Origin of the sequence: Streptomyces sp. NPDC090022 (assembly GCF_044748145.1) — a bacterium.
Taxonomy (GTDB): domain Bacteria; phylum Actinomycetota; class Actinomycetes; order Streptomycetales; family Streptomycetaceae; genus Streptomyces.
In genome coordinates, this window is sequence record NZ_JBIVFN010000022.1 from 1 (window position 1) to 21477 (window position 21477).

Annotated in this window: 27 protein-coding genes and 1 pseudogene; 20 read left to right on the forward strand and 8 right to left on the reverse strand. The window is 70.3% G+C overall.

Annotated features, from left to right (window positions below; all coding sequences use genetic code 11):
- Together ACIPXB_RS28795 and ACIPXB_RS28800 are read left to right on the forward strand one after the other, a co-directional pair.
- Positions 1 to 278: Na+/H+ antiporter NhaA (locus tag ACIPXB_RS28795; RefSeq protein ID WP_401454429.1), on the forward strand; the 278-nt coding region annotated here is incomplete at its 5' end.
- A gap of 11 nt (positions 279 to 289) precedes the next feature.
- A complete protein-coding gene (locus tag ACIPXB_RS28800; protein ID WP_401454430.1) occupies positions 290 to 547 on the forward strand; it encodes a hypothetical protein in 258 nt (85 codons plus the stop codon).
- Positions 548 to 821: 274 nt separating this feature from the next.
- Here ACIPXB_RS28800 and ACIPXB_RS28805 read toward each other — a convergent pair whose 3' ends face one another.
- The gene (locus ACIPXB_RS28805) at positions 822 to 1274 is read right to left on the reverse strand and encodes a nitroreductase family deazaflavin-dependent oxidoreductase (protein WP_401454431.1); all 453 of its coding nucleotides are present in this window, start codon (positions 1272 to 1274) and stop codon (positions 822 to 824) included.
- Between the two features lie 211 nt (positions 1275 to 1485).
- Here ACIPXB_RS28805 and ACIPXB_RS28810 point away from each other — a divergent pair, with 211 nt between their 5' ends.
- On the forward strand, positions 1486 to 2592 hold the full coding sequence (locus tag ACIPXB_RS28810) for a PP2C family protein-serine/threonine phosphatase (RefSeq protein ID WP_401454433.1): 1107 nt from the start codon (positions 1486 to 1488) through the stop codon (positions 2590 to 2592).
- Positions 2593 to 2639: 47 nt separating this feature from the next.
- Here ACIPXB_RS28810 and ACIPXB_RS28815 read toward each other — a convergent pair whose 3' ends face one another.
- The gene (locus tag ACIPXB_RS28815; protein WP_401454434.1) at positions 2640 to 3173 is read right to left on the reverse strand and encodes a MarR family winged helix-turn-helix transcriptional regulator; all 534 of its coding nucleotides are present in this window, start codon (positions 3171 to 3173) and stop codon (positions 2640 to 2642) included.
- Positions 3174 to 3500: 327 nt separating this feature from the next.
- Between ACIPXB_RS28815 and ectA the strand changes: the two genes are divergently transcribed.
- The 10 genes from ectA to ACIPXB_RS28865 all read left to right on the forward strand — a co-directional run bounded on the left by ectA (position 3501) and on the right by ACIPXB_RS28865 (position 11622).
- Positions 3501 to 4046 (forward strand): diaminobutyrate acetyltransferase, encoded by a 546-nt coding sequence (ectA, locus tag ACIPXB_RS28820; RefSeq protein WP_401454435.1) that lies wholly within the window; start codon positions 3501 to 3503, stop codon positions 4044 to 4046.
- Positions 4047 to 4127: 81 nt separating this feature from the next.
- Entirely contained in the window at positions 4128 to 5396 is a 1269-nt protein-coding gene (gene ectB / locus ACIPXB_RS28825) for a diaminobutyrate--2-oxoglutarate transaminase (RefSeq protein ID WP_401454437.1), read from the forward strand.
- Positions 5397 to 5437: 41 nt separating this feature from the next.
- Positions 5438 to 5842, forward strand: a complete 405-nt coding sequence (locus tag ACIPXB_RS28830) for an ectoine synthase (RefSeq protein ID WP_401454439.1) — start codon at positions 5438 to 5440, stop codon at positions 5840 to 5842.
- Positions 5843 to 5900: 58 nt separating this feature from the next.
- Entirely contained in the window at positions 5901 to 6803 is a 903-nt protein-coding gene (thpD, locus tag ACIPXB_RS28835) for an ectoine hydroxylase (protein ID WP_401454441.1), read from the forward strand.
- 98 nt (positions 6804 to 6901) lie between these two features.
- Positions 6902 to 7819, forward strand: coding sequence for an ectoine/hydroxyectoine ABC transporter substrate-binding protein EhuB (ehuB, locus tag ACIPXB_RS28840; protein WP_401454443.1), 918 nt, complete (start codon positions 6902 to 6904; stop codon positions 7817 to 7819).
- A gap of 30 nt (positions 7820 to 7849) precedes the next feature.
- The gene (gene ehuC, locus ACIPXB_RS28845) at positions 7850 to 8533 is read left to right on the forward strand and encodes an ectoine/hydroxyectoine ABC transporter permease subunit EhuC (protein WP_401454445.1); all 684 of its coding nucleotides are present in this window, start codon (positions 7850 to 7852) and stop codon (positions 8531 to 8533) included.
- Positions 8533 to 9168: an ectoine/hydroxyectoine ABC transporter permease subunit EhuD gene (gene ehuD / locus ACIPXB_RS28850; protein ID WP_401454447.1), complete on the forward strand. Its 636-nt coding sequence runs from the start codon at positions 8533 to 8535 to the stop codon at positions 9166 to 9168. Before ehuC ends, ehuD begins: the two co-directional genes overlap by 1 nt.
- 22 nt (positions 9169 to 9190) lie before the next feature.
- Positions 9191 to 9952: an ectoine/hydroxyectoine ABC transporter ATP-binding protein EhuA gene (gene ehuA / locus ACIPXB_RS28855; protein ID WP_401454609.1), complete on the forward strand. Its 762-nt coding sequence runs from the start codon at positions 9191 to 9193 to the stop codon at positions 9950 to 9952.
- Between the two features lie 136 nt (positions 9953 to 10088).
- Positions 10089 to 10247, forward strand: a complete 159-nt coding sequence (locus tag ACIPXB_RS28860) for a hypothetical protein (RefSeq protein WP_401454448.1) — start codon at positions 10089 to 10091, stop codon at positions 10245 to 10247.
- A gap of 181 nt (positions 10248 to 10428) precedes the next feature.
- Positions 10429 to 11622, forward strand: coding sequence for a glycoside hydrolase family 15 protein (locus tag ACIPXB_RS28865; RefSeq protein WP_401454450.1), 1194 nt, complete (start codon positions 10429 to 10431; stop codon positions 11620 to 11622).
- A gap of 26 nt (positions 11623 to 11648) precedes the next feature.
- On the opposite strand, the gene ACIPXB_RS28870 is transcribed toward ACIPXB_RS28865, so the two are convergent.
- Both ACIPXB_RS28870 and ACIPXB_RS28875 read right to left on the reverse strand, forming a co-directional pair.
- The gene (locus ACIPXB_RS28870) at positions 11649 to 11870 is read right to left on the reverse strand and encodes a hypothetical protein (protein ID WP_401454451.1); all 222 of its coding nucleotides are present in this window, start codon (positions 11868 to 11870) and stop codon (positions 11649 to 11651) included.
- The gene (locus tag ACIPXB_RS28875) at positions 11870 to 12157 is read right to left on the reverse strand and encodes a hypothetical protein (protein WP_401454453.1); all 288 of its coding nucleotides are present in this window, start codon (positions 12155 to 12157) and stop codon (positions 11870 to 11872) included. The genes ACIPXB_RS28870 and ACIPXB_RS28875 overlap by 1 nt, the downstream gene beginning before the upstream one ends.
- Before the next feature lie 221 nt (positions 12158 to 12378).
- Between ACIPXB_RS28875 and ACIPXB_RS28880 the strand changes: the two genes are divergently transcribed.
- The 4 genes from ACIPXB_RS28880 to ACIPXB_RS28895 all read left to right on the forward strand — a co-directional run bounded on the left by ACIPXB_RS28880 (position 12379) and on the right by ACIPXB_RS28895 (position 14778).
- Positions 12379 to 13653, forward strand: a complete 1275-nt coding sequence (locus ACIPXB_RS28880) for a cation:proton antiporter (protein ID WP_401454454.1) — start codon at positions 12379 to 12381, stop codon at positions 13651 to 13653.
- 106 nt (positions 13654 to 13759) lie between these two features.
- A complete protein-coding gene (locus ACIPXB_RS28885; RefSeq protein ID WP_401454455.1) occupies positions 13760 to 14221 on the forward strand; it encodes a hypothetical protein in 462 nt (153 codons plus the stop codon).
- Positions 14218 to 14424 carry a hypothetical protein gene (locus ACIPXB_RS28890; protein WP_401454456.1) on the forward strand — a complete coding sequence of 69 codons (207 nt, stop codon included), beginning with the start codon at positions 14218 to 14220 and terminating at the stop codon, positions 14422 to 14424. The genes ACIPXB_RS28885 and ACIPXB_RS28890 overlap by 4 nt, the downstream gene beginning before the upstream one ends.
- Before the next feature lie 87 nt (positions 14425 to 14511).
- Positions 14512 to 14778, forward strand: coding sequence for a hypothetical protein (locus ACIPXB_RS28895; RefSeq protein WP_401454457.1), 267 nt, complete (start codon positions 14512 to 14514; stop codon positions 14776 to 14778).
- A 119-nt stretch (positions 14779 to 14897) separates the two neighbouring features.
- Here ACIPXB_RS28895 and ACIPXB_RS28900 read toward each other — a convergent pair.
- Positions 14898 to 15227, reverse strand: a pseudogene (locus tag ACIPXB_RS28900) (PucR family transcriptional regulator); the annotation flags it as partial.
- Positions 15228 to 15512: 285 nt separating this feature from the next.
- A complete protein-coding gene (locus tag ACIPXB_RS28905; protein ID WP_401454459.1) occupies positions 15513 to 16250 on the reverse strand; it encodes a potassium channel family protein in 738 nt (245 codons plus the stop codon).
- A gap of 269 nt (positions 16251 to 16519) precedes the next feature.
- Here ACIPXB_RS28905 and ACIPXB_RS28910 point away from each other — a divergent pair, with 269 nt between their 5' ends.
- From ACIPXB_RS28910 to ACIPXB_RS28920, 3 genes are all read left to right on the forward strand, one after another.
- Positions 16520 to 16957, forward strand: coding sequence for an NfeD family protein (locus ACIPXB_RS28910; RefSeq protein WP_401454460.1), 438 nt, complete (start codon positions 16520 to 16522; stop codon positions 16955 to 16957).
- A 29-nt stretch (positions 16958 to 16986) separates the two neighbouring features.
- Positions 16987 to 18093 (forward strand): SPFH domain-containing protein, encoded by a 1107-nt coding sequence (locus tag ACIPXB_RS28915; protein WP_401454462.1) that lies wholly within the window; start codon positions 16987 to 16989, stop codon positions 18091 to 18093.
- A gap of 300 nt (positions 18094 to 18393) precedes the next feature.
- Complete coding sequence (locus ACIPXB_RS28920) at positions 18394 to 18630, forward strand: hypothetical protein (protein WP_401454463.1); 237 nt, start codon at positions 18394 to 18396, stop codon at positions 18628 to 18630.
- Here ACIPXB_RS28920 and ACIPXB_RS28925 read toward each other — a convergent pair.
- Together ACIPXB_RS28925 and ACIPXB_RS28930 are read right to left on the reverse strand one after the other, a co-directional pair.
- A complete protein-coding gene (locus ACIPXB_RS28925; RefSeq protein ID WP_401454464.1) occupies positions 18610 to 20178 on the reverse strand; it encodes a hypothetical protein in 1569 nt (522 codons plus the stop codon). The genes ACIPXB_RS28920 and ACIPXB_RS28925 overlap by 21 nt on opposite strands.
- A 56-nt stretch (positions 20179 to 20234) precedes the next feature.
- Positions 20235 to 21125 carry an ATP-binding cassette domain-containing protein gene (locus ACIPXB_RS28930; protein WP_401454465.1) on the reverse strand — a complete coding sequence of 297 codons (891 nt, stop codon included), beginning with the start codon at positions 21123 to 21125 and terminating at the stop codon, positions 20235 to 20237.
- Positions 21126 to 21477 lie beyond the last annotated feature (352 nt).

Consider the following 21477-nt stretch of genomic DNA (forward strand, 5'->3'; position numbering starts at 1 on the left):
TGGAATGGGCCGACGTGTTCGGGCTCTCCGTCCTCGCCGGCATCGGCTTCACCGTCGCCCTCCTCATCGGCGAACTCGCCTTCCCCGGCCAGGCCATGACCGAACAGATCAAGGCCGCCGTCCTCATCGCCTCCGCCACCGCCGCCGCCCTCGCCGCCCTCCTCCTGCGCCGCCGCAACAAGGTGTACAAGCACCTCTACGAGGAAGAGAACGCCGACGCCGACGCCGACGGCATCCCCGACATCTACCAGCGCGAAGCCACCGCCGCAGAACGCTGATCGGAGCAACCATGGGCCCGGCCCTGCTCACCGCGGCGGTCATCGTCGCAGCCTGGATCATCAGGACGGCTGTGACGGAACTCCGGCACCCGGGCACCGCGAGCGTGGAATGGGCGTTCCTGCGGGATACCCGTGCGCTGGCCACCGGTGCGGCGGCGGCCTGCCTGTTGGGGCTGCTCGGCTGGCTGCGGGCCGGGGCCGAGGGGCTCGTCTGGGCCCTGCTCGCCTCCGTGCTCGTCACCTACGCCGTATCGAAACTCCGGGCGTAGCGGGCGCCGCAAGGGTCGTCCTCATACCTCGCGATCGTCCGCCACGGTGGGCCCGCATGGTGCGGAGCTCGCGGTCGAGGCTCTCGTCCCCCCGGAGCTGCTGCTCGATGCCGTCGAGGATCCTCTGCTCACGGCGGGAGAGCCCGGGGTCCCTCATGACAGCCCCTCTCCGGATGTACGCACTCCCCCTTGGAGCGGCTACCCGGCTCCCGAAGTGTGCCATCGCGCGACCGGACAGCCCGTGGCGAAGCCGTCGGCCCGCCGGGGCCATCTGTCACTCCCAGTGACGAGGCGGCACTTCGTCCAAGCGCACGAAGGGAATCCGACGGCCCATCCGGCGGAGATCGTCCGGTGCCCCCTTCCCCAGGTCACACGACAGCAGCCGGGACAGGATTCGCGCGGCGCGCGGATGGCGGACCGCGTACTGCACCATGGCCTCCCCGGATTCCTTCGGCGACATGAAATACGCGGTCACCGGGTAGCGCCGGCGGCCCACCTGGATGGTGACCTGGGGAATGTGCCGCAGGTTCCGGTACCACTGCGCGCGGTCGCCGAAGCCTGAGGCCACGGTCCAGGTTCCGCGGACGGGGTCATGGGCGACCACTTCGAGGCAGACGGTACGGGGCCGACCGGACACGCGTCCCCTGTGATGGAGCACCAGGAACCGCTGCCCGAGGACCGGCCCGAGCCCCAGCCGGTACACGACGAGGGGCAGTCGCGCGAGCATCCGACGCCAGCCCGTCGGACCAGGGGGGACGAGAGACTTCCCCTGCATCGCCTGCCTCCGGATTCCGCGCGCACGGCCCTCCCCCGGCGGGTAGGTAACAATCGCGGCGCCTGGTCTTTCGACACCTGAACCTTTGCATAGTCTAAACCAGTCACGGTGACCGAGAGCGATCGTCCGACAGAACGTGGGACACGGGAAACAGGAGTACGACATGGGCTTCACTCCCTCCCCCTCGACCTCGGAGAGGCCGGCCCTGGTCGCCCTGCCGTACGTCGTGATGACCGTTGTGGCCGTGGCGGACGTGGCTGCGGGCCCGGGAGTGGGCCTCCTGCCCCTCGTTTCGCTGGGGCCAGCCTTTGCCGGCTTGACCGGTGGCTGGCGCCGGACGGCGGCGATCGGCGCGTTGGCGCTCGCCCTCTGCTGCGCGCTGGGCCTCTACGACGGTCTGTTCGGAACGCGTCGCGGCTACACGGCGCTCCTCGCCGTCGCTGGGGTCACGGCGGCGGGGATCGCCGCCGCCGTCAGCCGCGAGCGCCAGGAGAAGGAGCTCGCCAGCGTCCGTTCCATCGCCGAAGCGGCGCAGCGGGTCCTGCTCCGGCCCGTGCCACGCCGCGCCGGCCACCTACGCGCGGCAGTCTCCTACACCTCCGCGGAGGCGGCCGCGCGGATCGGCGGAGACCTCTACGAGGTGGTCGCCGTACCGGGCGGCGTGAGGGTGATCATCGGCGATGTTCAAGGGAAGGGCCTGGAAGCCGTCGAGACCGCGGCCTCCGTGCTCGGCGCCTTCCGCGAGGCCGCCCATGACGAGCCGGGGCTGGCCGGCGTCGGCGCCCGGGTCGACCGCGCGGTTCAGCGTCAGCTGAACGGCGAACCGGGGGGCGAGAAGTTCGTGACGGCCCTCCTGGCGGAGATCACCGAGTCGGGCGGGGTCGTCTTCCTCAGCTACGGCCATCCCGCGGCCCTGGTAGTGGGGCGGGACGGTCGCGTCGGCTTCCCCGGCCCGCGACGCCGCACCCCGCCACTGGGCCTGGTGTGGGACGCCACTGATGCTCCGGAACCGTACGCCGTCCCGTTCGAGCCGGGATGCCAGCTCCTCCTCTACACCGACGGGGTGTCGGAAGCCCGGGGCGAGGCCGGGGAGTTCTACCCTCTGGCGGAGCGAACGCATCTGCTCCAGGACCCCGATCCCCAGCGTGCCCTCGACGCACTCCAGACGGATGTCATCGAGTACGTCGGCGGCCCGTTGCACGACGACGCGGCGATGCTGCTCCTGCGGTGCCGCGACGAGGTCGGCACACCCCGCCACGGCTCCTCCTGAGCCCGTCCGCAGCTTGCATGGGCGGCGGAGGTGTTGGGCGCGACGTCTCATCCAGGGGGTGACGGTTCCGTCCAGCCGAGCGGATACAGGGGGCCGCCCGGGTCGGCGACCGGCGGTTCACCGCCCGCCGCGTTGAACGCGTCGAGGGCACGGACCAGTGTGTCGCGCTCCTCGGGCTCGAGCCGTGCCACGACAGCGGCGATCTCGGACCGGCGCCGGGAGGTCACCTCCTCGACCAGACGGCGGCCGGCGCTCGTCGCCCTGAGCACCGTCTCGCGACGGTTCTCGGCGTTGGGCTGCCTGTCGGCCAGCCCTGCCGCGATGAGGCGGTCCACCATGCGCATGGCTGTCGAAGGGTTGACCCCGAGCAGTTCGGCCAGCACGACGAGCTTGGCCGATCCCCTCGCCGCCAGGACCACGAGCATCCGGAACTGCGCCAGCGTGACCTTGTCCTCGGCCGCCGCGAGGGAGCGCGCCGAGATCGCCACCAGCAGGCGGGAAGCGGTCAGGACGGCTCGGGTCACCTCGTCCACGTCGTCCGTGCCGGGTTTCCTCTCCGCGGTACGCGGGTGATCGGTCATACCCCCTTTGTACCGTGCCGCCTCGGCCCGCAGACGATCCACCCGACCGGCGACCGCGCCCCGTTATCCAGCCTGGAACACGGGAAACATGTGGACCGCCGACGATGCCATAACTTTCAAGTCGCAAATTTAGCACAGGGCAAAGACGTTACGCCGTCGTTATGAATCGCCAGGGTGGGGCGGTAAGTCTGGATATATCCGGCCAACATGCCGTCGATCCAACGACTTCCTTTCCGCCACGGGATCCATCCCGTACCAAACATCACCCCTCATCGGAACCCCGTCACAGCATGTGATTTCGTCCGCTCCTGGGTAACTTCGGCCCGCATGACCACTGCTCACGCAGAACCGGCCCCCTTCCGAACTCCGAGCCACCCCCCGTCCGGACTCCGCATCGACCGCCCCGCCCCCGGGGACGGCCCCGCCCTGTGGCGGCTGGCCTCCGAGGCGAAGAGCCTGGACGTCAACTCCGTCTACAGCTACCTGCTCTGGTGCCGTGACTTCGCCGGCACGTCGGCCATCGCCCGTGACCGGTCCGGGCGCCCCGTCGGGTTCGTCAGCGGCTACGTGCGCCCCGATGCCCCGGCCACCCTGCTGATCTGGCAGATCGCCGTCGACGAGTCCGTCCGGGGCTTGGGTATCGCCGGCGCGATGCTCGACGCGCTGTCCGCCAGGGTCGCCGCCGAGCACGGCATCGACGGTCTGGAGACCACCATCACCCCCGGGAACACGGCCTCCGAGCGGCTGTTCGCCTCCTATGCGGAGCGCCACGGCGCCGTCGTCACGCGCGAGGTGCTCTTCGCCGCGGACCACTTCCCCGGCACCGGGCACGAGGCCGAGGTGCTGCACCGCATCGCACCCCTGTCCTTCTGAGAAGGCCCTCCCCACCCCCGCACCAACTCGGCGGACGTACACCGTGCCGCCGGATCCGATCACCTACTGGAGAGAAAGACCTTGACCACGACAGCACCGGGCCGGACCGTCTTCGACACCGTGGAGTCGGAGGTACGCAGCTACTGCCGCGCCTGGCCGGTCGTCTTCGATCGCGCGGAGGGGAGCCGGCTCCACGACGAGCACGGCCGCTCCTACCTCGACTTCTTCGCCGGAGCGGGTTCGCTCAACTACGGCCACAACAATCCCGTCCTCAAGCGTGCGCTGCTCGACTACATCGAGCGTGACGGGATCACGCACGCCCTGGACATGTCGACCACGGCGAAGCGCGCCTTCCTGGAGACCTTCCGCGCCACGGTCCTCGAACCCCGCGGCCTCCCGTACAAGGTGATGTTCCCCGGCCCGACCGGCACCAACGCGGTCGAGGCCGCGCTGAAGCTCGCACGCAAGGCCAAGGGCCGGGAGGCCGTCGTCTCCTTCACCAACGCCTTCCACGGCATGTCCCTCGGTTCGCTCGCCGTGACCGGCAACGCCTTCAAACGCGCCGGCGCCGGCGTCCCGCTCGTCCACACCACACCGATGCCGTTCGACAACTACCTGGGCGGGCGGACTCCGGACTTCCTCTGGTTCGAGCGGCTGCTGGAGGACCAGGGATCCGGGCTCAATCACCCCGCCGCCGTGATCGTCGAGACGGTGCAGGGGGAGGGCGGGGTCAACGTGGCCCGGGCCGAATGGCTTCGCGGTCTCGCCGAGCTCTGTCGCCGACGCGACATGCTGCTGATCGTCGACGACGTGCAGATGGGCTGCGGCAGGACCGGGGGCTTCTTCTCCTTCGAGGAGGCCGGGATCACCCCCGACATCGTCACCCTGTCCAAGTCCATCAGCGGCTACGGACTTCCCATGGCGCTGTGCCTGTTCAAGCCCGAACTCGACCTGTGGGAGCCCGGCGAGCACAACGGCACCTTCCGCGGCAACAACCCCGCCTTCGTGACAGCGACGGCCGCGCTGGAGACCTACTGGCGTGACGGCGTCCTGCGCGAACGCACCCTGATCCACGGCGGGCGGGTGGAGCGTGCCCTGCGCGAGCTGTGCGCCGAGCACGGACGGCTGGGCGCCACGTACCGCGGGCGCGGTCTGGTCTGGGGCCTGGAGTTCACCCACAAGGAGCGGGCCGCGGCCGTGTGCCGCGCCGCGTTCGAATACGGCCTGCTGGTCGAGACCTCCGGTCCCCAGGACGAGGTGGTCAAGCTGCTCCCGCCTCTCACCGTGTCGGAGGACGAACTCGACGAGGGTCTGGCCATCCTCGCCCGCGCCGTGCGCGAGACCGTCTGACCGCCCGCCCGCGACCATCCACCCATGAAAGGCGCCACACCGTGATCGTCCGATCGTTCCGGGACATCGAGGGCACCGACCGCCACGTGAAATCCGCCTCCGGGACCTGGGAGAGCAAGCGCATCATCCTGGCCGGGGAGCGCGTCGGATTCTCCCTCCACGAGACCGTGCTCTACGCCGGCACCGAGACCTCCATGTGGTACGCGAACCACGTCGAGGCCGTGGTCTGTCTGGACGGCGAGGCCGAACTCACCGACGAGGAAACCGGCGAGCGCCACTCGATCACCCCCGGGACCATGTACCTGCTCGACGGCCACGAGCGCCACACGCTGCGCGTGCAGCGGGAGTTCCGCTGCCTGTGCGTGTTCAACCCTCCGGTCACCGGGCGCGAGGACCACGACGAGAACGGCGTGTACCCGCTTCTCACCGAGCCCGACCCCACCTGACCGACCTGAGCGACCAGACCCGACTCGGCCGACGCCGAGAGGAGAGGAAAGCAGTACCATGAGCACCGCTTCCGCCCGCCCCGCCGCCGACCTCTACCCCACCCGGGGCCCCGAGGAGGCCCTCATCGGACGCAAGGACCCCGTTGTATGGTCCGAGCCCGGTACCCAGGGGCCGTTCTGGGCACGGGAACTGGAGGGTTTCGATCGCGACGGCTTCCTGGCCGTCGAACAGCTCATCACCCCCGCCGAGGTGCTGACGTACCGCACCGAGATGGACCGGCTGCTCGCGGACCCTGCCGTGCGCGCCGACGACCGGTCCATCGTGGAGCCCACGTCCGGCGACGTCCGCTCGGTGTTCGAGGTGCATCGGATCAGCGAGGTGTTCGCCGGGCTGGCCGCAGACCCTCGGATCGCCGACCGGGCCCGGCAGATCCTCGGTTCCGACGTGTACGTGCACCAGTCCCGCATCAACGTCAAGCCCGGCTTCGGCGCGAGCGGCTTCTACTGGCACTCGGACTTCGAGACCTGGCACGCCGAGGACGGGCTGCCGCACATGCGGACCGTCTCGGTGTCCATCGCGCTCACCCCGAACTACGCCACCAACGGCGGGCTCATGATCATGCCGGGGTCGCACCGGACCTTCCTCGGCTGCGCCGGCGCGACCCCGAAGGACAACTACCGGGAGTCACTCCAGATGCAGGTGGCCGGCACGCCCTCGGACGAGGCGCTGTCCAAGTTCGCCTCTGCCTGCGGCATCCAGCTGTTCACCGGTGAGGCCGGGTCCGCCACCTGGTTCGACTGCAACGCGATGCACGGCTCCGGCGACAACATCACCCCGTATCCGCGCAGCAACGTCTTCCTGGTGTTCAACAGTGTGGACAACCTTCCCGCCGAGCCGTTCGCCGCCCCCGTGCGACGGCCGTCGTACATCGCCTCGCGGGACTTCACCCCCGTCGGCTGATCCGCGCCGCAGTCCCAGGCGCACTCCGGTCCGGGCCGTCGGCACGTTCGCCGCGGCCCGGGCCCGCGACCATCCTCACCCGGAGAAAGGAACGCCGGATGCCCCGGCCCGTCGACCCCACCCGCAGAGGGTTCCTCTCCCGTACGGCCCTTCTGGCCGGCGCCGTGCTGATACCGCCCGTGACGAGCGCGTGCAGCAGGACCCAGCCCGGCACCGGCGCCCCGAAGGGCGACGCCACGCTGCTGGACAGGCTGCGCGAGCAGGGCTTCGTCCGCGTCGGGTTCGCCGGCGAGGCACCGTTCGGCTTCCAGGACGGCGGCACCCTGGCCGGGGAGGCCCCCACCCTGCACCGGGAGATCTTCACCGCTCTGGGGGTGCCTGAACTGCGGCCCGCCCTCACCGACTTCGGCGCGCTGATCCCCGGGCTGCTCGCCGACCGCTTCGACGTGGTCAGCGCCGGCATGGCCATCACGCCGGAGCGCTGCGCCAAGGTGCTCTTCTCCGATCCGGAGTTCGTCTCCCCCACCGCGCTCATGGTGCGCAAGGGCAACCCTCTCGGGCTGGCCGACCTGGCGTCCTGCGCCGAGCGGGGCGTGACGGTGGGCGTGCTCACCGCGGCGGTCGAAGCCTCGTACGCGAAGGCCTCGGGCGTCGCCCCGTCGGCGGTGAAGGCACTGGCCAAGCAGCAGGACGGCCTCGACGCCCTCGTCGCCGGTCGGATCGACGCCTTCGCTCTGACCGGGATCTCGCTGCGCTGGCTCGCCAAGGTCAACGAGGGGGCGGACGTCGAGGTCCTGGAGCCGTTCGTACCCGAACTCGACGGGAAACCCCAGTACAGCCCGGGCGGGGCCGTCTTCCGGCCAGGGGCCGGGGCCCTGCGGGACGCCTTCAACCGGGAACTGTCGGGCATCACCGGTGATCCGGCCCGGTACGTGCGGCTGATCGGCAGGTACGGGTTCACCGAACGCGAGGTGCCGCCGTCGTCACTGCGCACGGCCGACCTCTGCCGGGCCTGACGGGCGACCGCCGACGAACCGGGATCACACATGAACGAGTTCTTCGAGGAGTTCGTCCGGGCGGCTCCCCGGGTCGGGGAGGGCCTCCGGGTCACGGTCCTCGCGACCCTGCTGGGCGCGGCGGCGGCACTGGTGGTGGCGTTCGCGCTCGGGCTGCCGTCGTACTCGCCGCGGCGCGCGGTGCGTGCTCCGGCCCGGCTGATCGTGGAGTTCCTCCGCGGCACGTCGCTGTACGTCCAGCTCTTCTGGCTGTTCTTCGCCCTGCCCGTCCTGGGCTTCCGCCTGGAGCCGCTGGCCTGCGGAGTGCTCGCCTTCGGCCTGAACTACGGCGCGTACGGTGCGGAGGTCGTGCGGGGATCGCTGGCGGCGGTGCCCCGTTCCCAGGGGGAGGCCGCGGTCGCGTTGGGAATGGGGCCGGTGCTGCGTCTGCGGCGGGTGATCCTGCCGCAGGCCGTGGTCCTGATGATCCCGCCCTTCGGGAACCTCCTGGTCCAGCTGCTGAAAGCCACCCCGCTGCTGTCCCTGATCACCATCTCCGATCTGACGTTCCAGCTGGACCAGCTCCGGTCCGCGACCGGCGAGACGGGCACCGCGTACCTCACGCTGCTGCTGATGTACTTCGCGCTCGCGGCGCTGCTGTCCTCCGGCATGAAGGTCCTGGAATCGGCCGCGGCCACCCGGCTCGGCCGGCGACCCGGCGGAGGTGGCGTGTGATGTGGTCATGGGGGGCCTTCTGGGAGGGCCTACCCGCCGTCCTCGCGGGGTTCGGGCTGACGCTGGCAGCCACCGCGGCCGGCTCCGTGCTCGCCACGGTCCTCGGCCTGCTGATCGCCGTACTGCTGCGGTCGCGGGCACGGTGGCTCACCCTGCCGCTGCGGGCCGTGACGGAGTTCATCCGCTCGACCCCCTTGCTGGTCCAGTTGTTCACTGCTTGGGTGCTGGTCCCCGGTGTCGACGCCCTCGTGCTCGGGATCGCCGTGCTGGGGATCCACTACGCGACGTACACGGCACAGGTGTACCGCGCCGGGATCGATGCCGTGTCCCAGGGGCAGTGGGAGGCGTGCGTCGCGCTGTCGCTGCCGCGCCGGCGGGTGTGGTGGGCCGTGGTGCTGCCGCAGGCACTGCGCAATGTACTGCCCTCGCTCGGCAACTACGTCATCTCCATGTTCAAGGAGACCCCCTACCTGGCCGTGATCGCCGTGCCCGAGATGGTCCACCGGGCGAACGAGTACGGCAGCACCCACTTCGCCTACCTGGAGGCGTACACGACAGCAGCGGTGATCTTCCTGCTGGCGAGCTGTCCCACCTCCCTGCTGATGAGACGTCTGGAGAAACGACTTGCCCTCTGACGAAGCGACGCACTGGCCGGAGATGATCCGCTTCGAGAAGGTGGTGAAGCGATTCGGCGCGCGCACCGTGCTGGACGGTCTCGATCTGCGCGTCGCGCCCGGCGAGCGGGTGACGCTGATCGGGCCGAGCGGTTCCGGGAAGACCACGATCCTGCGCCTGCTGATGACCTTGGAGCGGGTCAGCGAGGGCTGTATCCACCTGGCCGGGCGTCCGTACTCCCACATGCCCAAGGGACCAGGCGGAACACTGGTCCCGGCCGATGACCGGTACCTGCGTACCGCCCGGCGGCGCGTCGGCATGGTGTTCCAGCAGTTCAACCTGTTTCCGCACATGAGCGTGCTGGACAACGTGGTGGAGGCCCCGGTGCACGTAAGCGGCATCGATCGGGCGGAGGCGGAGGCGCACGCCCGGGAGCTGCTCGACCTGGTCGGCCTTGAGGCCCACCAGGAGGCCCACCCGACCCGGCTGTCCGGTGGCGAGCAGCAGCGGGTGGCCATCGCCCGCGCCCTCGCCATGCGTCCCGAGGTGCTCCTGCTCGACGAGGTCACGTCGGCCCTCGACCCGGAGCTCGCGGCGGGAGTGCTGGACGTGCTGCGGGACGTCGCCCGGAGCACGGACATCACCATGCTGTGCGTGACGCACGAGATGGGCTTCGCCCGCGAGGTCTCCGACCGGGTGCTGATGTTCGACCACGGCCGCGTCCTGGAATCAGGCCCTCCGGAGCAGATCCTCGACGCCCCGGAACACGATCGCACCCGGTCGTTCCTCCGCGCCGTGCTGTGATCCGCGAGCACGCCTCGGAGCCGGGCCGAGGCCACGCCGCGCGCTCTGCCCGGCCCCCGGCGCCTACCCCGGTCCTGGCCGGGTAGGCGCCGAGGGCGATGCCAAGGGGACGATCGGCCTCCCCCGGGGAGGAGCCATGAACACACAGCTGATCGGGATCATCGCAGCCGTCGTGGTGCTCGTCCTGGTGGCCATGGCCGCGATCAAGGTCGTACCTGAGCACGAGCGGGGCGTGACCACCCCCGCCGACCGCCGCGACGCCAGGCGCACGACGCGAAGCGCGGCCCGCCGATGACCGGCTGACGGTCGCCGGAGCCACGCACAGCCGACAGCGGTACCTGACAGGCACCGGTGTCCTGGTCACGGAGATCCGGTCGGCCGACGGGACCGTCGAGATCACGGACGGGATGCCTCTGCGGCCCGACGCGGTGCTGGAGGAGGACAGACCAGCCGGCACGGGAACCCTGCTCCGGCTCATGCGCGTCCTGCACGGCCGGCCGGACGTCTCTCTGCGCTTCGAACCGCGGGGTGGTGCGGCCGTGCCAGCATCGGCCGACGAGCTGCGGCTCCGATGCCCTCACCAGGGATTGGAGGTCCTGCTCCGGTGCTCCCGGCCCCTGCCCGTACGGTCCGGGGAGGCGACCCTCCGGGCAGGGGAGAGGATATGGATCGCGCTTCAGCGGCGGCCTGGGGAGCGACCCGCGAGGGGGGCGGCCGACGACCCGCTCGCCGACACCGTCCGGCAGTGGGGGCGGTGGTCCGGTCAACTCGTCCAGGACGTGCCCCAGCGGCGCCTCGTCCACCGGTCCGCCATCACCCTCGAGCTGCTCGACCACTTCGCCAACGGCGCCATCGTGGCCGCGGCGACCTCCTCGCTGCCCGAGAGGATCGGCGGCGACCGCAACTGGGACTACTGCTGCGCCTGGATCCGGGACGCCCAGGCCATCACCCGGCACATCCTGGACGCCGCCTGGGACCCGGTGCAGCGGGCCCTCACCGAACACCTGGCCCCCGGCGGAGGGCTCGACGCCTCCGTGCTCGCACTGCCGCTGCGTCGCGTCCTTCCCGCCGGCCAACCGAGGATGGTCGCGACGTGCCAGGCCGTCTCCGCACGACTGGACGCCGGCGGCGGGCTCCTCTACCGGTACCTGCCGGAGGAGTCCCCGGACGGAGTGGGAGGACCGGAAGGAGCCTTCCTGCTTCGACCAACTGTGCGCGTACCCGAACGAACTCGGCCTCCTTCCGGAACAACTGGCTCCAGGCAGCGGGACGTTCCTCGGAAACTTCCCTCAAGGCTTCAGCCGCGTCGGTCTCATCTCGTCGGCGGTGCTGATCGCCCGGACCACACGCGGCCTCATTCCCGAACTGTCCACGCACGCCTGGTTCTCGTGACCGGCGCAGACTTCTGGGACCGTTCACCTGTCGGCAGGGCAGGTCCCGATGCTGCATCCCGGCGCGCCGTCGGGCACGTGCTTGACGCCGCGCGTGACGGGCCGTGGCAGAAGAGGCATTTCCATCCCCTGGTAGGCGATCTCATAGACCCCACCCGCTTGCGCTCCCACTCCTCCTTGCGCCTGAGCTCACGAAAACAGTCGTCGGAAGAGCTCACGTTCCCCACCCCGCGAGTGCCACACCGCTCTCCGAAGCCGTCACGGTGCCCGCGTGGGTGATACCCCAGTGCGGCCCGGCCGGGCTCCTACCGGTCTCCGTCCTGCCCGGCCAGGGCCATCGCCACTCCTGTGAAGAAGAGACTCAGGCCAATCACCAGGGCGGCGAAGCCCGGACCGGCAAGGACGTACATTGCCGCCCCCAGGCAGGTGATCGGCAAACCGACCGCCACGAGAACGAGACCGAGGCGCCGTTCGTCCCTGATCCAGCGGTAGAGGGTGGCGCGGTTCCACCGAGCGCGCAGCCGCATCAGCCGGCGCTCCCCATGCCGCCCGCCCGGAAGAAGCAGACCGCCGCACCGACTGCGCACAGCGCTCCCGCGGCCGTGCACGCCAGGACCACCGGTGCCGGCGCCTCGACCAGCCGGGGCACGGCGTTCAGCGGAGCCGACAGGTACAGCCCCAGCGCCGACCAGCCGAAAGTGCGCGCCTGCCCGGTACGGCCGCGGAGACGGGAAGGCGTCCAGCCGGACAACAACGCCACCGCGGGCAGGAGCAGCAGGAGCGTCGTGATGCCCAGCGCCATCGCGTGGATCATGGAACTTCCGTTCGTCGGTGGCGTTCCGGAATGAGGCGCTCACCTTACCTGGGCCACACATGACGCGTTCATGCCGGTGACCGGCAATGCAGCGGGCGGAGTACTGCCGTCAGGAACCCGTCAAGGCGGCGTAAGGGGTGCGTAAAATCCGTGGCGGTGTGCCGGGAAGCCTGGTCGGCGGTCAAGGGACACTTCTCTCGCCGATAGGGGGCTTGCTTTCCATGGTGCTCGTCGCTGTGTTCGGGGTCGTGCTGCTCGTCGCGGTCCTGCTGTCCGGGCTCGCCGCCCGGACCGTCCTGTCCACCTCCCTGCTCTTCCTGCTCGGCGGCGCGCTGGTCAGCGACGGCTTCCTGGGGCTCATCCACATCACCCCGGACAGCGAGATCGTCGCGGTCACCGCGGACCTCGCACTGTTCGCCGTGCTGTTCACGGACGGTATGCACGTCTCGTTCCCGGCGCTGCGCCGGAACTGGAGGAACCCCGCGCGGGCCCTGGGCTTGGGCATGCCCCTGGCCCTGGTCGGCATGGCTCTGATCACGCACTACCTGGTGGGCCTGGACTGGATCACGTCGTTCCTGGTGGGAGCGGTGCTGGCACCGACGGACCCGGTGTTCGCCTCGGCGATCGTGGGCCGCAAGGAGGTACCTGCCAAACTGCGGCAGCTGCTGAACGTCGAGAGCGGCATCAACGACGGCCTCGCCCTTCCCGTGGTGCTCGTCCTCATCGCCGCCGCCGGCCCCGCCTCGGCCCACGCGGAGGCCTCGCTCGGCATGATCGGGCTGGAGCTGCTGCTGGGACTGGGGCTCGGCATGATGCTGCCGCTGCTGGTGGCGGGCCTGGTCCGGGTACGGAACCTGGGCGCCGAGCCGCGGCTCCAGCCGCTGCTGCCGCTGGCCACCGGCATCATCCTCTACGGGTTGTGCCACCTCACCCACGCCAACCCCTACCTGGCGGCCTTCTCCGCGGGCGCGGTCCTGGCGACGGTCTCGCCGGAGGCCAAGGAGGCCTTCGAGCCGCTGGGCGAGGCGGTGGCTGAGCTCGCCAAGTTCGCCGCACTGCTGGTCTTCGGCGCCCTGCTCACTCCGGCACTGTTCGGCGACCTGTCGTGGGGCGGCTACGCGGCTGTCGTGCTGGCGATCGTCCTCATCCGGCCGGCCTCGCTGCTGGTGTCGCTGCTGGGTACCAAGTTCGAGATGCGGGAGAAGCTGGTCGCGGCGTGGTTCGGCCCCAAGGGTTTCGCGTCGGTGGTCTACGGACTGCTGGTCCTCCAGGCCGGCATCCCTCAGGGCGAGACCGCGTACACCCTGATCGCGGTCTGCATCGCCTTCTCGATCGTCGCCCACAGCAGCACGGACGTGCCGGTCGCCCGCCTCTTCCACATCGAGGACGACACCGCCGCCCCGAGCGGCGCACCCGTGTCGGCCTCGGAGCCGGCCGGGGATGCCTCCAACCAGGCGGAGGCTGTTCCGCGACAGGGGGCTCGTGTTCGGACCTGAAACAGGATTCCCGGCCCGCCGGGACTTGCGAACGCGAAGGCGGGACCGCGTCACCGGCGTCCTGGCCGGTCTCGGCGGACTGGCCTCGCTCGGCCTGACCGCTGTGATGATCACGGCCCTGCCGGCGGAGATACCGAACGTGCCCGACGAGCGGACCTACGCGGCGACGCTGCCGACCGGTGATGAGTCGGGCGCACCGGCGGCGCACGGGGACATCGCGGGCATCGGATCGAGCGACATGGCCCAAGCGGCCGTTCCCCTCACGTCCGATGGCCCGCTCCACTCCCTGGCGTTGACCATCGTCACCCTGGTCATCGGCGCGTTGGGCTTCTTCGTCGGCTGGTACCTGCTCCGCCGACCCGGGCGGGGGCCGCATGGCCGGTCGAGGAGCCTGGCGATAGCCGGTTGGGCCGCTCTGGGAATGATCGCCGACTCGTTCCTGATCCTGTGGCTGCTGGTCTGGCTCGGCGGGCCGTACTGGCTGCATCCGCTGCTCTGGCTGCTGACGGTGGTGCCGGTCGCCATCGTGTGCGCGGCGGCTGCGAGAAAGGAAGGTGCGTGTACATGACATCGCCGAGAGCAATGCGGGTTCTGGCCTGGGCCGCTGCCTGGTGGGGCCTGGTGACGGGCGTGCTCTGGCTGGGCGGCCGCCTCCTGGGCCAATCCGCGTCCTTGTCAGGATGCGCCCTCGGCGCGCTCCTGATCATCGTGGTCGGCGAGATCGGCGACCGTGTCCGCAGGGCGTGGACGGCCGCGCGGCGGCACCACTGACCCACGCAAGGCTCTCCGGCCGGACGGTACTCCGGAGAAGGGACACGTCATGCAGCTGAACACGTCTGACGGCGTCAGGGGCGTCCGGTGAGCGGGGAGCCCGTCTTCGTTCGGCACGGGCGGACACGCCAGTACGTGTACAACTCGCGCAATCCCGTGGGCCGTGCGCTCCTCGTGATCGCGCCGCTGGTCGCGATCGGCGTTCTGTACTCGCTCCACAGCAGTTGGCACTGGAGTGAGGGCGAACTGCGTCGGGCCGTCCACCGAGCGGCTGAATCCCTCAACGCCAAGCCCTTTCCCGCCGCCTTCGAACGCCACCACGTCAGCGCGGCCGTCACCGAAGGCTCCTGCTGAGTCCCGTGGAGATCAACACCACCGCTCGTCGTCGTCACGCCGATCATGGCCATCGGCGCACCGCTCGGGCTGCGCAACGGCTCGCGATGGAACGAAGACGAACTGCGCACGGCTGTCCGTCACGGCACCGAGGGCTTCCCCGCAGTCCCCTCCGGCCAGTCCAGCAGCCGGGCACCGATGACGGCCGTCTGCAGGGTGTAGCGGTGGCGCGGGTCACCGGGGTCGGCCCCTGTGAGCTTGTGGATGCGCTCCAGGCGGTAGGTGAAGGCGCGGACGCTCAAGGACAGCAGGCGGGCGGCGTCGGTGGCCACGCAACCGGTGTCGAAGTAGGCGTGGAGGGTGTCGATGAGCGGCCCGGCACCACCCCGGGCCTGCTCCAAGGGACCGAGGACGGTGTCGACCAGGTCGGCCATGGCCTGCCGGTCCCGCCCGAGCACCGGGTGGACCATTCGTCCGCCGTCCGCTGCTCGTCGCTCGACCCTCGCCCCGCCCCATCACACCTGTCACCGGCCGAGGGTCGGCCTGCCATGCCCTGAGCGGGGACAGGACCGCAGGTCGGGTCACGACTCGGGATGTCCGGGCACCATACCGAACACCGGATGGATCCGGGGCCCGGCCTCAGGAGCCCCGATGTCGCGCAGGACCGATGACTCGCCAGCCCATCTGCTCCATCTGCATGAGCCGGCCCGGCGCATCGAGGCATAGGCACGGTTCGGTGCACCCGCATCCCCCTCTCACGTGCGCTCTCCCGGGGCACGAGTGCCGTGTCGGCCGAGCAGTTCCGCCAAGCCCCGGCGAGTGGCGGCGAGGACGACCCGGTCCTGGGCCTTGAGGACGTACCCGGGGTGGAGGTCCCACACGAGCCCGGCCGTGGCCGCAGGGGATTCGTCCGGGGTGGAGGCCAGATCGGGCCGGCGGTCCTCGGGAGCGGCCGTGTCCAGGGCGACCACCCGCCAGGCCCCGGGGCGGAAGGACTCCGCGATGGTCCGGCCCTCCAGTTGCGGATGGCCTGCGACCTCGACGGCGGCGAAGAGCAGCACCCGGCGCTCCACGGGTATGGCGCCGAGGACCTGGCGGCCCATCATCGCCCCGGCGAACGCCGGAGCCGCCAGGTGTGTGACGCTGCGGCTGCGGGTCAGGGCCGCGGGGTGGGCGGCGCGCAGTGTGCGGTACACGGCCGTGGCGAAGTCGTCCTCGTACAGGCGCATGACGACGCGGAGGTCCGGCCTCACCGACCTGGCGTACAGGGCCGTCTCCAGGTTGGTGGTGTCGCTGCTGGTGAGGGCGAGCAGGGAGTGCGCGCGGTGGACACGCGCTGATTCCAGGACTCCCTCCTCCGTGACGTCGCCGAGGACGACGGGTACGCGCAGCCTGCGGGCGAGGGCCAGGCCCCGCGCCTCGGGGTCGGACTCCACGCACACCACCGGGATGTCCAGCTCCCGGAGGGGCCCAGCCTGCGGACGGCCCACCACGTGGAGTGCGTCGCGATCTGCAGACCGGTGCGGGAAGGCTCCTGACCTGGGGTTTCGCCGGTACGCATGATGTCCACTGTGGGCGTTGCGGGCGACCTCCCCCCGTCATTACGTTCTGTGACGTTTCTGGTGGTAGGCAGCCGCGAGACGTGAGCTTCCCCCGCTGCACGGAACCGGTCGGGAAGAGTCTGCATCCACCTGGGCATCGGTGGGTAAATCGGTAAGTAAGTCCCCTTTGGTTAATAAATTCCCCGAGGGAGGCTATTTCGATGCCGTGGTTCGTATGGCTGCTCGCCGCCGCGGCGCTGAGTGTCGGGGAGTTCTTCACCCTGACGCTGGTTTTCGGGCTGCTGGCGGGCGCTGCGCTGGTTGCCGCTGTTGTCGCTGGAGTGGGTATCGGCCTTCTCGGCCAGCTCGTGGCGTTCGTCGTGGCAGCGGCAGCCGGCCTCGTCGTCATCCGTCCTGTCGCGCTGCGTCACATGACACAGGCGCCGCTCACGCGTGAGGGCAGCGATGCGCTGATCGGCAAGCGGGCCGAGGTCATGCAGGAGGTCACCGCAACCCGCGGCCTGATCAAGGTATCCGGCGAGGAATGGTCCGCTCGTGCCCTCGATGAGAGCCAGGTGATCCCGGTGGGCGCGCTGGTGGACGTCATGGAGATCGAAGGCGTTACCGCTGTCGTGTACCCGCGCGAACTCCTGCCATGAACGGCTGAACACGACCCGACGGAGGAAGTGTGGACCCGGTTGTCATCCCGATTCTCGTGGCGGCGATTGTTGTTGTCTTCCTCGTGGCCGCCACGGTGCGGATCGTCCCGCAGGCGCGCCGTTACAACATCGAGCGGTTCGGCCGGTATCACCGGACGCTGCAACCCGGCCTGAACTTCGTCATGCCGGTGGCGGACCGCGTCAACACCAAACTCGACGTGCGCGAGCAGGTGTACTCCTCCGACCCGAAGCCGGTGATCACCGAGGACAACCTCGTGGTGAACATCGACACCGTGCTCTACTACCAGGTAACCGACCCGCGGGCGGCGGCCTATGAGGTCGCCGACTTCCTGCAGGCGATCGATCAGCTCACCGTGACCACGCTGCGGAACGTCATCGGCTCCATGGACCTGGAGCAGACGCTCACCTCACGTGAGGAAATCAATACCCGACTCCGCACCGTCCTCGACGACGCCACCGGCAAGTGGGGCATCCGGGTCAACCGCGTCGAGATCAAGGCCATCGATCCGCCGCACACCATCAAAGAGGCGATGGAGAAGCAGATGCGGGCCGAGCGTGACAAGCGCGCGGCCATCCTGCACGCCGAAGGGGAGCGGCAGGCCAAGATCCTCACCGCGGAGGGAACGAAGCAGAAGGACATCCTGGAAGCACAGGGCACGCAGCAAGCCATGATCTTGCGGGCGGACGGCGAGGCGAAGGCGGTGGAACTCGTCTTCCAGGCCGTCCATCGCAACAACGCCGACCCGAAGGTCCTGGCCTACAAGTACCTGGAAACGCTCCCGCACTTGGCGAAGAGCGACAACAACACGTTCTGGGTGATCCCCGGGGAGCTGACCGAGGCGGTTCGCGCCGTCACCAGCGCATTCGGCGACCGGTCGGCTATGGGTCTTCCCGGATCCGCGAAACCGGACGAGACAGCCCCTCCCGACAGCGACGGCGCATTGGACGGCGGGGCTCCGGAGCTCGAGGCAGGCTGGTCGCTTTCACTGGACGCTGCCTCGGCTGCCGACGCAGCCGCGAAGCAGGCCGCCACCGCCGTGAGCGACGCGAAGGCCGAAGCCGAGGCCGCGAGGGCGCCCCAGGTGCCGGGCCGGAGCCAGGCGTCCGGCGAGTGAGCCGACCCACGTGGCACGAACAACTCGCCGCGCTCGCCGGCACGTCCCACGGAACCTGCACCAAAGTGCTGCGCGACCTCGAGGAGCGAGGGCCCTTCCGGCTCGCCCGCGGGCGCAATCACCGTGATCGACCGCGAGCGGCTCCAGAACGCGGCCGGCTGACCATCGTACCGACCCAACCAACTTCTACAGTCCTGTGGATTCATCACCGCCGGGCGCCAATCCGGTCCACTGGCAGGAAGAGACGCAGCGTGTTCGGGATCAGCGAGATCACCATCTTCCTCAATACGCGCAGCCCGCATGCTTCCCGAACTCGCCCGTTCCCCGGAAAAGTCAGCACGCATCATAGGCCGCTGGTTCTCCGCCAAACTCTTCGACCGCCCGCTCACCACCATGGCCGGCGCAGCCACCTCCATGCTGCCGGGCCCCGGCCTCCCCATCCTCGCGGTCGGGCTCGCCCTCCTCGCCATCGGCGTGATCATGCTCGGCATCGATCACCCGCGCCGAGCCGTCCGGTCAGACCTGCAGGTCGCGTAGCCGGTAGCCGAGGGCCCCGGCAGCTGTCGCGATGACCGCCATGGCGGTCATCAGGAGGGAGGCCGGCCAATGGGCCGGAGCGTCGGGCACGGCTGCGAGATGCGTGAACGGGGAGAGCTGGGCCACCCACGTGGGCAGTCCTGAGCTGTCAGCGATGACCTTCAGCAGGAAACCGCCCGCAGCCGGTAGTGAGCCGACCAGGACAACTGCCCGTGGCGCCCAGCCCAGTGCGATCACGCCGGCGCCCAGGCACAGGAACGCGACAGGCAGCACGTTCCAGGCACCGGAGAGAGCATCGAGAACGCTGAGATCGGCGCCGACGGCCTGTGTCCCGGTCCAGGTGGCAAGACCGGCCATCGTCACGAGAACGACGACGCCTCCCAAGGCGGCGGCGATCTCGCCGACGAGCACGCGCGTCCGGGTGACGGGTTGGGCGAACAGGAGGGTCAGCCGTCGGCCGGCTTCGTCGGCGGCAAGGGCGGCGAGCCGGACGGCGACGAACGTTCCGGCGGGCACGGCCAGCAGGGCGAACAGCGTGGCCGTATATCCCTGGACGGTACCGAGCCCGGCGAAGCCGGCCTGTGCGGCGAGCTCGGCGAAGCGCGGGTTGTCGGTGAGGAAGGCCGTCATGGACAGGGCCAGCACGCCGATGAGGAGGTAGTAGGCGGCGACCGCGGCGGACCAGGCGGCCAGGGGCCGCAGCGTTCGCCTGACGGCGAAGGCCTGGACCGAGCCGAGCAGCCTCAACCGCGGGTCCCGGCCGGAGGGAGGCTGCAGGTAGCCGCCGCGGATGTCGCGGCGCCCGGAAGCAGCCACGGCGGCGATGGCGAGTGCAAGGCCCGCCGCGGCAAGGAGGAACAGCGGCCAGAGCCGGGCCCCGTCGTAGGGGCGCGTCAGCGCGGTCAGGCCGAACGGGGAGAGCCAGCGCAGCCATCCCAGGGCGGGAACACCGTCGGCGACCATCTTCGCCAACATGCCGGCGCCGAGAACCGCCACCGCGGCGCCGCTGGCCGACGCCCGGGAAGCGAGAACCTGAGCGGTCATCGCACCGACCGCGGCGAAGAACACGCCGCACAGAGCCAGGCCGGCGCCGTGCACTGCGGCGCCGCCCGCCGCGGCACCCGCCGCGACCAGACCTGCGAAGGCTGCGGCGCCTGCGATGAGTTGTGCCCCGGCCAGAACGGTGAGGTGGCGTGCCACGACACTCGTGACCGGGACCCGGCCGGCCAGCAGGAGGTCCCACCTGCCGGCGTCCTCCTCGCCCCGGGTGATCCGCGTCGCGGCGAGCAACCCCCACACGGCGAGTACGACCGCCAATGCGGTGCCCGTTCGCCAGACGGCGAAGCCACCGGGGTCGTCCAGCGCGACCGGTTCACCGAACAAGGTACGGATCGCCGGATTCCTTGCCAGCGCCTCCAGTGCCGCGGCGTCTTCCATGCCCGCGAGGGCGCTTCGGTGGGCCGCTACCGCCGTTGCCGACATCACGGCCGTCAGCACGGTGACGACGAACGCGCCTCGCCTGACCTGACGCCAGGCCAGCGTCGTCACCGCCCGCCACGGCGCCGGGGTGTGCTGCAGGGGCCCCGCTTGTGCGGGTGTGGGGGTCATGGCCGGGGGCCGCCGTAGTAGCCCAGGAAGATCTCCTCCAAGGAGGGCTCTCTGACTGCGAGGCTGGTGACGTCCGCTGCCGCGAGCGCCTGCAGAGCCGGCCCGGGCGGGCCGGTGAGGGTGAACCGTACCGAGGCGGGGCCGGTCACCTCGACCGCCTCCACGGCGGGCACACGGCTCAGATCCGGCGGCGTGCCGGTGAACGACACCGTCACCTCGGTGCGGTGCAGACGCCGCAGCTCCGGCACGGCAGCCACGTCGACCAGGCGCCCGGCGCGCAGGATCGCAACCTTGTCGCAGACGGCCTCGACCTCGGCGAGCTGGTGGGAGCTGAGGAACACAGTCTGGCCGTGTTCGCGGGCCTCACGGACAGCACGCCGGAATTCGCGTTCCATCAGCGGATCGAGGCCGCTGGTCGGCTCGTCCAGCACCAGCAGGGGCGCCCTGGTCGCGAACGCCGCCACCAGCGCCACCTTCTGCCGGTTGCCCGTCGAGTACGTCCGTCCTGCTGTGGACAGATCGAGGTCGAACCGCCGCACCAGCTCGTCCCGGTAGGAGCGGTCGGTTCCGGGGCCCGTACGCGCCAGCAGTTCGAGGATCTCGGCACCGGTCAGCTGCGGCCACAGCGCCACGTCGGCGGGCACGTACGCCAGGCGCCGGTGCGTCAGGGCGACGTGACGCGCGTCCTCGCCGAAGACCGATGCCCGGCCGCTCGTGGGGCGGGCGAGCCCGAGGAGCAGTCGGATGGTCGTGGATTTACCGGCGCCGTTCGGGCCGAGGAAGCCGAACACCTCTCCGCGCGGGACACTCAGGTTCAGCCCGTCCAAGGCCAGGACACGGCCGTAGCGCTTGCTCAGGGATTCCGTGTAAACGGCGTTCGAGACCATGCGGGCCTCCGGTTGGGCGCGGGCGGGCACACGGCCCCTCATCGCCGACCAGACTTCCCGGCACTCCACCCACGAACGTACTCGCGCGGGAACCGGCCGGACAAGACCTACGTGTGCGTCTGCCGGAGCTTGGTTACATCTGGGTCCGGGACTTCTGCTCGAAGTGTTCGTACGGTGTCTGGCCGTCGAGAGCGCCGTGTGGACGGTGGTAGTTGCAGTATTCCTCCCGTTCTCGGAATGTGTCGTTCAGGACGCCGGTGTCGTCGACCACGACACCGGCGAGCCTACTTCGTCGAGCCGATGTCGGTGCACCGGCGGCTGGGCCGGGTCGTCGCTGCCCACATGCGAAGCG

Excerpts from the sequence above, each read along its gene's own strand:
- ACIPXB_RS28860 (WP_401454448.1), top strand. The coding sequence starts at position 10,089 with ATGAACACACAGCTGATCGGGATCATCGCAGCCGTCGTGGTGCTCGTC.
- ehuC (WP_401454445.1), top strand. The coding sequence starts at position 7,850 with ATGAACGAGTTCTTCGAGGAGTTCGTCCGGGCGGCTCCCCGGGTCGGG.
- ACIPXB_RS28865 (WP_401454450.1), top strand. The coding sequence starts at position 10,429 with ATGCGCGTCCTGCACGGCCGGCCGGACGTCTCTCTGCGCTTCGAACCG.
- ACIPXB_RS28930 (WP_401454465.1), bottom strand. The coding sequence starts at position 21,125 with ATGGTCTCGAACGCCGTTTACACGGAATCCCTGAGCAAGCGCTACGGC.
- ACIPXB_RS28890 (WP_401454456.1), top strand. The coding sequence starts at position 14,218 with ATGACATCGCCGAGAGCAATGCGGGTTCTGGCCTGGGCCGCTGCCTGG.
- ACIPXB_RS28910 (WP_401454460.1), top strand. The coding sequence starts at position 16,520 with ATGCCGTGGTTCGTATGGCTGCTCGCCGCCGCGGCGCTGAGTGTCGGG.
- ACIPXB_RS28805 (WP_401454431.1), bottom strand. The coding sequence starts at position 1,274 with ATGCTCGCGCGACTGCCCCTCGTCGTGTACCGGCTGGGGCTCGGGCCG.
- ACIPXB_RS28880 (WP_401454454.1), top strand. The coding sequence starts at position 12,379 with ATGGTGCTCGTCGCTGTGTTCGGGGTCGTGCTGCTCGTCGCGGTCCTG.
- ehuB (WP_401454443.1), top strand. The coding sequence starts at position 6,902 with ATGCCCCGGCCCGTCGACCCCACCCGCAGAGGGTTCCTCTCCCGTACG.
- ehuD (WP_401454447.1), top strand. The coding sequence starts at position 8,533 with ATGTGGTCATGGGGGGCCTTCTGGGAGGGCCTACCCGCCGTCCTCGCG.
- ACIPXB_RS28875 (WP_401454453.1), bottom strand. The coding sequence starts at position 12,157 with ATGATCCACGCGATGGCGCTGGGCATCACGACGCTCCTGCTGCTCCTG.
- ACIPXB_RS28810 (WP_401454433.1), top strand. The coding sequence starts at position 1,486 with ATGGGCTTCACTCCCTCCCCCTCGACCTCGGAGAGGCCGGCCCTGGTC.
- ACIPXB_RS28870 (WP_401454451.1), bottom strand. The coding sequence starts at position 11,870 with ATGCGGCTGCGCGCTCGGTGGAACCGCGCCACCCTCTACCGCTGGATC.
- ehuA (WP_401454609.1), top strand. The coding sequence starts at position 9,191 with ATGATCCGCTTCGAGAAGGTGGTGAAGCGATTCGGCGCGCGCACCGTG.
- ACIPXB_RS28920 (WP_401454463.1), top strand. The coding sequence starts at position 18,394 with ATGCTTCCCGAACTCGCCCGTTCCCCGGAAAAGTCAGCACGCATCATA.
- ACIPXB_RS28885 (WP_401454455.1), top strand. The coding sequence starts at position 13,760 with ATGATCACGGCCCTGCCGGCGGAGATACCGAACGTGCCCGACGAGCGG.
- ACIPXB_RS28815 (WP_401454434.1), bottom strand. The coding sequence starts at position 3,173 with ATGACCGATCACCCGCGTACCGCGGAGAGGAAACCCGGCACGGACGAC.
- ectA (WP_401454435.1), top strand. The coding sequence starts at position 3,501 with ATGACCACTGCTCACGCAGAACCGGCCCCCTTCCGAACTCCGAGCCAC.
- thpD (WP_401454441.1), top strand. The coding sequence starts at position 5,901 with ATGAGCACCGCTTCCGCCCGCCCCGCCGCCGACCTCTACCCCACCCGG.
- ACIPXB_RS28800 (WP_401454430.1), top strand. The coding sequence starts at position 290 with ATGGGCCCGGCCCTGCTCACCGCGGCGGTCATCGTCGCAGCCTGGATC.